The sequence below is a fragment of the Desulfovibrio sp. 6_1_46AFAA genome (assembly GCF_000224635.1).
GTDB classification, from domain to species: domain Bacteria; phylum Desulfobacterota; class Desulfovibrionia; order Desulfovibrionales; family Desulfovibrionaceae; genus Desulfovibrio; species Desulfovibrio fairfieldensis.
Genome location: NZ_JH114301.1, coordinates 44,166 through 51,669 on the forward strand (window position 1 = coordinate 44,166; position 7,504 = coordinate 51,669).

Here is a 7,504-nt window from a genome sequence, read left to right on the forward strand (position 1 = left end):
CGTCGTCGTCGTCGTCGTCTCTCTCTCTCTCTCTCTCTCTCTCTCTCTCTCTCTCTCTCTCTCTCTCTCTCTCTCTCTCCAGGCCACACGCGGTGACCAGCGTATGCGGCACGGCGGAAGAATAGGCGGCGTGTAAGGTATTCATGGCGTTATCCGGCGTGAAGCCTGTTTTTTATAAAGCTGCAATAGTCGCAGGGAATCGCATTCTACGCCGTTGAGCTCATATCTTTTGCATGCCTTGCTTAATCGGATGCAAAATATATTTCTTTATATTTATCCATAAATCAAGGTTGAGAAAGGGATTTTTTCTCGGAGCAATAGCGATAACTTATTTGAATTTATTGATAAAATAAGAAAAATATTATGCTTCTGCTTTCACAAGCGGCCGATGACGCGCACATGGGGGCGGCAGCTGAAAAAGCACGAGCGTGCCGGAATGCCCGGGACAGGAGCGAGCGGGGAAACGGAGGCATAAGAGAAAGCGCCGCCTCTATGCCTGTAACGTTATATTGTTAAATTAGAAAATATGGTATATATATAATTTCACATATTATAAAACTAGTAATTAATTTTTATAGTTATAGTGTATAACAATAATTACTATTTTACACGGTAGTGCACCACAATTTTTATTGTGCTGAAAAACTATATTTTATTGTATGCTGACGTATAAAGATCGTTTGAGCGGCAATAGAAAGTAAAGATAGTTTTTTAACTGATGATTACAGCCTTCAAGGTGTTGTTGATGCCTGCCCAGATGAGCGAATTCACCTGTCTGTGTGAGAGGCGCCTCGTGAAAAGTATTTGATGTTGCGCGGCATCTCTCGTGCAGGCGGCTTGTGGAGTCGATGGTATGAAGCGTTTTCTTGGCATGGACGTGTTTGCCGCGGCGCGTCTGCGGCTTGAGGAGATCTTTGACAGTTTTGAGCGCGTGTATGTGTCCTTTTCCGGAGGCAAAGACTCCGGGCTTGTGGTGCAGTACGCCCTGGAGATCGCCAGGGAGAAAGGGCGTCTTCCCTTAGACGTGCTGCATGTCGACCTGGAAGCATGGTATGCGCACACCGACGCTTTCGTCACACGCATCATGACCAGGCCCGACGTCCGCCCGTGCTGGGTTTGCCTGCCCATTCATCTGCGAAATTCGGTTTCCCAGATGCAGCCGCATTGGTTGTGCTGGGATCCTGACGCGCGGGAGCTGTGGGTCCGTGAGCTCCCCAGGCATCCGGGGGTGATCACGAGTGAGGACCATTTCCCCTGGTTCAGGCGGGGCATGGAGTTTGAGGAATTCACCCCCCTGTTCGCAAAGCATTTTGCGGAGGGGCACTCCTGCGCCTGCATTGTGGCCATTCGCAGTGATGAATCCCTGAACCGTTTTCGTACCATTGCGTCTTCGACCAAGCAGCGCTGGAACGGGAAAAGCTGGACTACCGTGACGCCTTCGGGCGTTGTCAATACATACCCGATATATGACTGGCGCACTGAGGACATCTGGACGGCCACGGGCAGGAAAGGCTGGGACTACAACCGGATTTACGACCTTATGCACCTGGCCGGAGTCGGCATCCACCAGATGCGCCTTTGCCAGCCGTACGGCGACGACCAGCGGAAGGGGCTCTGGCTTTTTAAAATGCTGGAGCCGGAGACATGGGCCAGGCTTGTCGGGCGGGTGGAAGGAGCAAACTTCGGCAACCGCTATGTGGATCAATCGGGAAACGTGCTTGGAAATTTTCATATTCATCTTCCGCAGGGGCACACCTGGCAAAGTTACGCGGAATTTCTGCTTGAGACCATGCCTCCCCCCACGGCCGCGCATTACCGGAAAAAAATCAAGACCTTTCTCAGATGGTGGGCGAAGCACGGCGTTGAGGAGATTCCGCAGGAATCCGATGTGGAACAGGAGAGGCTCCGTAAGGCTCCGAGCTGGCGGCGCATCTGCAAGACCCTGCTGAAGAATGACTACTGGTGCAAAGGATTAAGCTTTTCCCAGACAAAGCGCGAGATGGAGCGCCAGGCTCAACTGATGATGAAGTATATGGTGCTGTGATGCAACTTCTGGAATTTACTCACGATGAAGATCCGATAAAGAACCGTGAATTGTTCGGACTGCTGGGCGAGTACATAGCAAGCCCGGCAATCCGTGAGACATTGGGCGGCGTCATCAGCTCAGAGCCGGGCCGCCGCTGGTTTGTGATGATGGAAGGCGCGCGGGTTGTGGCTTTCGGCTCGATACGCCGCAGGCGAACGGCGGCTTGTCTTCTTCATTTATATGCTCTGGAGGGAGAAGCGGACATTCCCATCCTGGAACGCTGCATTCTGGAGGCGCGGGAGACCGACGCGGCTCGCCTGGTAACCGCGGATTACTGGACGCGCCGGGAGCTTTATTTCCGCTATGGATTCAGTTCCGTCTGTAAAGTCGGGCGGTTTGTGCGCTTTAAAAAGGAATTTGAGCATGGAAATTGATGAACTCCTGACCAAGCTTGGGCGGGTCCTTGAGGCCGAGACGGGCGACCTGGACAGGCGCGTCGCGGTGTACAACCGTATCGTCGCTTTGGCTTCGGCCTACCTGAATATACCGCACCCGGTGACGTGCCCCCAGCTCGTGCGCGTTGAGCAGGTCCGCGGCAATGAGTACAACCCGAATAAAGTCGCCCCGCCGGAAATGCGGCTGCTCACCTTGTCCATTGAAAAGGACGGCATGACCATGCCGGTCGTGGTGGCGGACGACAAAGAGGGTTGGGTCGTGGTGGACGGCTTTCACAGGCGGCAGGTGGTGAAGACGAAAGCGAATGTCCGGCAGAGCCTCGGGGGCTATCTCCCGATAGTCCGTCTCAACAAGAACCTTGAGGACCGCATCACGTCCACCGTGCGCCATAATATGGCCCGCGGCGCGCATCAGGTGGAGTTGACGGCGAAACTTGTGACCTTGCTTCGCGGGCATAACTGGACAAATGAGCGGATCGGCAAGGAACTCGGCATGGATCCGGATGAGGTTTTGCGGCTGAAGCAGATGCAGGGACTGGCCGAGGCTTTTTCCAATCGGGAATTTTCACGGGCATGGGATGTGGACGCCTGAACTGAAGCGGGCAGCCGGGGAGCATCTTCCACTTTTCCTTTGAAAGGGGACGCCGCGCCGGACAATACCGGCACATGACTGTCTCTTTCAAAAAAACGGTTTTCTGAATGCCGAGTACGGGCATATCCGGCTCGTGATACGGCGCACCCCGCTGTCTACGTCAGGGTGCGCCGTGGGCGTGTACTGTAACGCTCCGGCTAGGCCGCTTTCAGCTCTTGGATCAGATCCGTGAGGTCCTGGGCCTGGGCGGCCAGGTCGGACACGGCCCTGGCGGCCTCGGCCATGGCTTCGGCGGTCTGCCTGGACATGTCGTTGACCTGGACAATGGACTGGTTGATCTCTTCGGAAGCGGCGGATTGCTCCTCGCTGGCCGTGGCAATGGCGTTGACCTGGTCTCCGGTGGCTTCCACGGTGGCGACAATTTCCTCCAGGGCCGCGCCGGAGCGGCTGGCGAGTTCCGTGGCCTCGCCGATGCATTCCACGGCGTTGTCCACGCCGGTCATGCTCTTGGCCGTGCTCTCCTGGATGGCCTTGATGGCGTTGCCCACGTCGTTGGTGGAGGCCATGGTCTTTTCGGCCAGTTTGCGCACCTCGTCGGCCACCACGGCGAAACCGCGCCCGGCCTCGCCCGCGCGGGCCGCCTCAATGGCCGCATTCAGGGCCAGCAGATTGGTCTGATCCGCGATGTCCGAGATCACGCCCATGATCCGGGTGATGTCCTGGGCGTGCTCATTGAGCTGGGTCATGTCGTCTTTGAGTTCCAGGGACATCTGGTGGACCTGCTCAATGCTCTGCACGGCCTTTTCCACCACCTGGGCCCCGGCTTCGGCCTTTTCCCTGGTTTCGGCGGAGGCGCTGGAAGCGGAACCCGCATTCCTGGCCACTTCCTGGACAGTGGCGTTCATTTCGTTCATGGCCGTGGCCGCTTCGGAGAGGCGGGTGGCGGACTCGGCAGCGCCCCGGTCGGACTGCTCAATCTGGGCGGAAAGCTCGGTGGAGGCGGAGGAAACCACATTGCCCACAACTTCCAGTTTGTCGGCGGCCACCAGCATGGCCTCAGTCTTGGCCTGAGCCTCGGCGCTGGCCATCTCGGCTTCCTTCATGGCCTCCTGGGCCTTGGCGGATTGCTCCTTGGCGTTCTCGGATTCGCACTGGGCATTCTCGATATGGGACTTCAGGGCGTTGACCATTTTCACAATGGCCCCGTACACGCCCATCTTTTTGCCGCCATCGTCAATAGCGTAGTCGCCGTCCACCACACGTTGGGCGATGGCGTTCAGTTCACCGGGGTCCTTGCCGAGCTGGCGCAGAACATTGCGCACGATCAGGATGGTCAGCGCCACGGCGATCAGCAGCGCTGCCGCCACCAGGATCATGCCGGTCCGGCGCGCGTTGTTGTACATGACGTCGGCTTCGGTATTTATCTTGTCGGTGTCCACCAGAACGGCACGAATTGTGCCGTCCAGCGAGTCGCTCATAATCCCGTACTGCGTGCGTGATTCGCCCATCAGCAGGGCCAGAGCCTCCTCGGTGTGGTTTGCGCGGGAAATCTCTAGGGTTCTCCGTGCCCCGGTCCGATATTTTTCTCTGGCGGCCAGATAGGTTTCGAAGTGTTGCCGGGTAGTGGGATTATAGATCAGGGTGGTGACGGTCTCTGTTCCTTTTCCAATAATTCCCAACCACTCGGTCATACGCTTCTCAAGCTGTTCCATGACTGCAGGGTCGGTGGCATAGGCGTGCAGTATTTCAGCCAGGCGGTACTCCGAGGACGCATTGTTGATTTCGCCAAGGGCTTCGACAAGCGGAATGCGGTTGTTCGCCATCATGGTGGCCGTGTCGTTGATTTTTGTCATCTGAAAGAGCAGGTACAAGCCCATGACCGCCATCAGGACAGCCAAGGCGCCCATGCTCACAGCAATTTTTGTCGATAACTTCATAAACTCCTCCTTGTATTGCGGGCAGCGCGTTGGATTTCAGGGCTTCACGGCGGCTCATGATGAAAAAACACGCAAAAGAGCCGTGCTCGGTCCCCACAGTAAGGGACAAAGCGCGGCTCTTTGATTTGAAAGAGGCTCTTTTTATACAGCCTCTCTCCAGCAGCCCCCAAACAAGAGCGGCCCCCCGGCGGGCCGGCGTCGTGGTTATTCAGCAACAAAAGGTAGCTGGGGGACAGTTTCATCATATTTCCTTGCGCGGGATGCGGGATCAGTCTGGTCCCGCGATTCCACGGATTTTCTTCGCTCTATTGCGCGTCGTGAGTATCTGAGAGTAAAGATCAGTAGAAGTTTTTTATTTTATCGGAACAAGAAAACGTATCTTTAGAGAACTGTCCAGAAAAATTTGTAAGAATAGGAGTAATTATTTTTTATTAATGGATAGATAAATAACATATTAATATAGTAAGATTAAGAGTATTTTTTAAGCAATTAAGAGACGCGCCCCGTTGTCCGTCGGGGCGCGTCAGGGAATAGGCGCGAACTGTCCAAACACGCCTATGCGCGGCCGGGAAGGAGATGCGCTGCCCCCGGCCGCAACAGTGTTGTTACGCTTCTTTCAATTCCTGGATCAGATTGGTCAGGCCCTGGGCCTGGGCGGCCAGGTCGGACACGGCCCTGGCGGCCTCGGCCATGGCTTCGGCGGTCTGCCGGGCCATGTCGTTGACCTGGACGATGGAGTGGTTAATCTCCTCGCTGGCGGCGGACTGTTCCTCGCTGGCCGTGGCAATGGCGTTGACCTGGTCCCCGGTGGCTTCCACGGTGGCGACGATTTCCTCCAAGGCCGCGCCGGAGCGGCTGGCGAGTTCCGTGGCTTCGCCGATGCGCTCCACGGCATTGTCCACGCCTTCCATGCTTTTGGCCGTGCTCTCCTGGATGGCCTTGATGGCGTTGCCCACGTCGTTGGTGGAAGCCATGGTCTTTTCGGCCAGTTTGCGCACCTCGTCGGCCACCACGGCAAAGCCGCGCCCGGCCTCGCCCGCGCGGGCGGCCTCAATAGCGGCGTTGAGCGCCAGCAGGTTGGTCTGGTCCGCAATATCCGAAATCACGCCCATAATCCGGGTGATGTCCTGGGCGTGCTCGTTGAGCTGGGCCATGTCTTCCTTGAGTTCCAGGGACATTTGATGAACCTGCTCAATACTGTGCACGGCTTTTTCCACCACCTGGGACCCGGCCTCGGCCTTCTGCTTGGTTTCGGCGGAGGCGGCCGAAGCTGAACCCGCGTTCTTGGCGACTTCCTGGACAGTGGCGTTCATTTCGTTCATGGCCGTGGCCGCCTCGGACAGGCGTTGGGCGGACTCGGCCGCGCCCCGGTCGGACTGCTCGATTTGGGCGGAAAGTTCGGTGGAGGCGGAAGAGACCACGCTGCCCACCTGTTCCAGCTTATCGGCGGCCACCAGCATGGCCTCGGTTTTGGCCTGGGCTTCCTTGCTCGCGGCTTCGGCCTGGGCCATGGCTTCCTGAGCCTTGGCGGACTGCTCCTTGGCGTTCTCCGACTCGCGCTGGGCGTTTTCAATATTCCGCTTCAGGGCAGTGACCATCTCCACGATGGACGCGTAGACGCCCAGCTTTTTACTGCCGTCGTCAATATTGTAGTCGCCCTCCACCACGCGGTGGGCAATGGCGTTCAGTTCGCCGGGGTCCTTGCCGAGTTGCTGCAGGACGTTGCGCACCAGGAAAAAGACCAGCAGCACGCCGATGACTATGCCCAGTATCAGCAGGGCGGAGACCAACGTCTTGGAGGAGTCGTATAACTCGTCGCCCTCGATGCTGGCCTTGTCGCCGTTTTCCGTATTGAGCTGTACAATTTTGACGAGCAGGGCGCTGGCTGTGCGGTACGCATCCCTGGAAGTGCCGTTCAGCAGGGCCTTGGCCTCGTCCGTGCGGTTCTGCTTGGAAAGGGCGTAAATTTTTTCATGGATCTGTGTGTATTTTTTCCATTCCGAGAGAAAGTCGTCGTAGAGTCCCCGTTCTTGCGGACCGGAGATCAGGGTTACATATTTTTTTTCAAGCTCGGCGATGCGTTTTTCCATTTCGGACATGAGTTTTTCATATGTGGCCATATCTTCCGCTGTGGTGGAGAAAATATGCATGACCTCGTACAAACGGTAATCCGAGGTCAGGGTGTTGAGGCTGTTTGCCGCGTTGGTGGAGGGCATCCAGTTTTTGGCGATCTCCGTGGATGCGTCATTGATATTGTTCATCTGATACAGGCTGAAAATGCCAAGCCCGCACAGCATGGCTATCAGCAGACCCATGGACAGCGACAGTTTTGTTCTCAGTTTCATTATTCCTCCCTTGAAAAACAGGCACAATGCGGAGCGACCCACAAAAAAGGGTGACGGATTTCGCATACTACGCGAAATCCGTCACCCTTGGTGAAAAATCGGCAGAAAAGACGGCAGCCGCGGCTACCTCAACTCTCTCTCTCTCTCTC

At 56.4% G+C, this 7,504-nt stretch carries 5 protein-coding genes; 3 read left to right on the forward strand and 2 right to left on the reverse strand.

What is annotated here, in order from left to right:
- The first annotated feature begins 853 nt into the window (after window positions 1-853).
- Genes HMPREF1022_RS03675 through HMPREF1022_RS03685 form a run of 3 tightly spaced genes read left to right on the forward strand, consistent with a single transcriptional unit; the run spans window position 854 to window position 3,073 of the window.
- Window positions 854-2,044, forward strand: a complete 1,191-nt coding sequence (locus tag HMPREF1022_RS03675; RefSeq protein WP_009301948.1) for a phosphoadenosine phosphosulfate reductase — start codon at window positions 854-856, stop codon at window positions 2,042-2,044.
- A complete protein-coding gene (locus tag HMPREF1022_RS03680) occupies window positions 2,044-2,460 on the forward strand; it encodes a hypothetical protein (protein ID WP_009301949.1) in 417 nt (138 codons plus the stop codon). Before HMPREF1022_RS03675 ends, HMPREF1022_RS03680 begins: the two co-directional genes overlap by 1 nt.
- A complete protein-coding gene (locus HMPREF1022_RS03685) occupies window positions 2,450-3,073 on the forward strand; it encodes an IbrB-like domain-containing protein (RefSeq protein ID WP_008685916.1) in 624 nt (207 codons plus the stop codon). The genes HMPREF1022_RS03680 and HMPREF1022_RS03685 overlap by 11 nt, the downstream gene beginning before the upstream one ends.
- Before the next feature lie 197 nt (window positions 3,074-3,270).
- Here the strand turns inward: HMPREF1022_RS03685 and HMPREF1022_RS03690 are convergent, their stop codons facing one another.
- Together HMPREF1022_RS03690 and HMPREF1022_RS03700 are read right to left on the reverse strand one after the other, a co-directional pair.
- On the reverse strand, window positions 3,271-5,010 hold the full coding sequence (locus tag HMPREF1022_RS03690; protein ID WP_009301950.1) for a methyl-accepting chemotaxis protein: 1,740 nt from the start codon (window positions 5,008-5,010) through the stop codon (window positions 3,271-3,273).
- A gap of 605 nt (window positions 5,011-5,615) precedes the next feature.
- Window positions 5,616-7,355 (reverse strand): methyl-accepting chemotaxis protein, encoded by a 1,740-nt coding sequence (locus HMPREF1022_RS03700; RefSeq protein ID WP_009301951.1) that lies wholly within the window; start codon window positions 7,353-7,355, stop codon window positions 5,616-5,618.
- Window positions 7,356-7,504 lie beyond the last annotated feature (149 nt).

What these genes read in the sequence shown, in the direction of transcription:
- HMPREF1022_RS03685 (WP_008685916.1), top strand. Translation starts at nt 2,450, where the DNA reads ATGGAAATTGATGAACTCCTGACCAAGCTTGGGCGGGTCCTTGAGGCC.
- HMPREF1022_RS03675 (WP_009301948.1), top strand. Translation starts at nt 854, where the DNA reads ATGAAGCGTTTTCTTGGCATGGACGTGTTTGCCGCGGCGCGTCTGCGG.
- HMPREF1022_RS03690 (WP_009301950.1), bottom strand. Translation starts at nt 5,010, where the DNA reads ATGAAGTTATCGACAAAAATTGCTGTGAGCATGGGCGCCTTGGCTGTC.
- HMPREF1022_RS03680 (WP_009301949.1), top strand. Translation starts at nt 2,044, where the DNA reads ATGCAACTTCTGGAATTTACTCACGATGAAGATCCGATAAAGAACCGT.
- HMPREF1022_RS03700 (WP_009301951.1), bottom strand. Translation starts at nt 7,355, where the DNA reads ATGAAACTGAGAACAAAACTGTCGCTGTCCATGGGTCTGCTGATAGCC.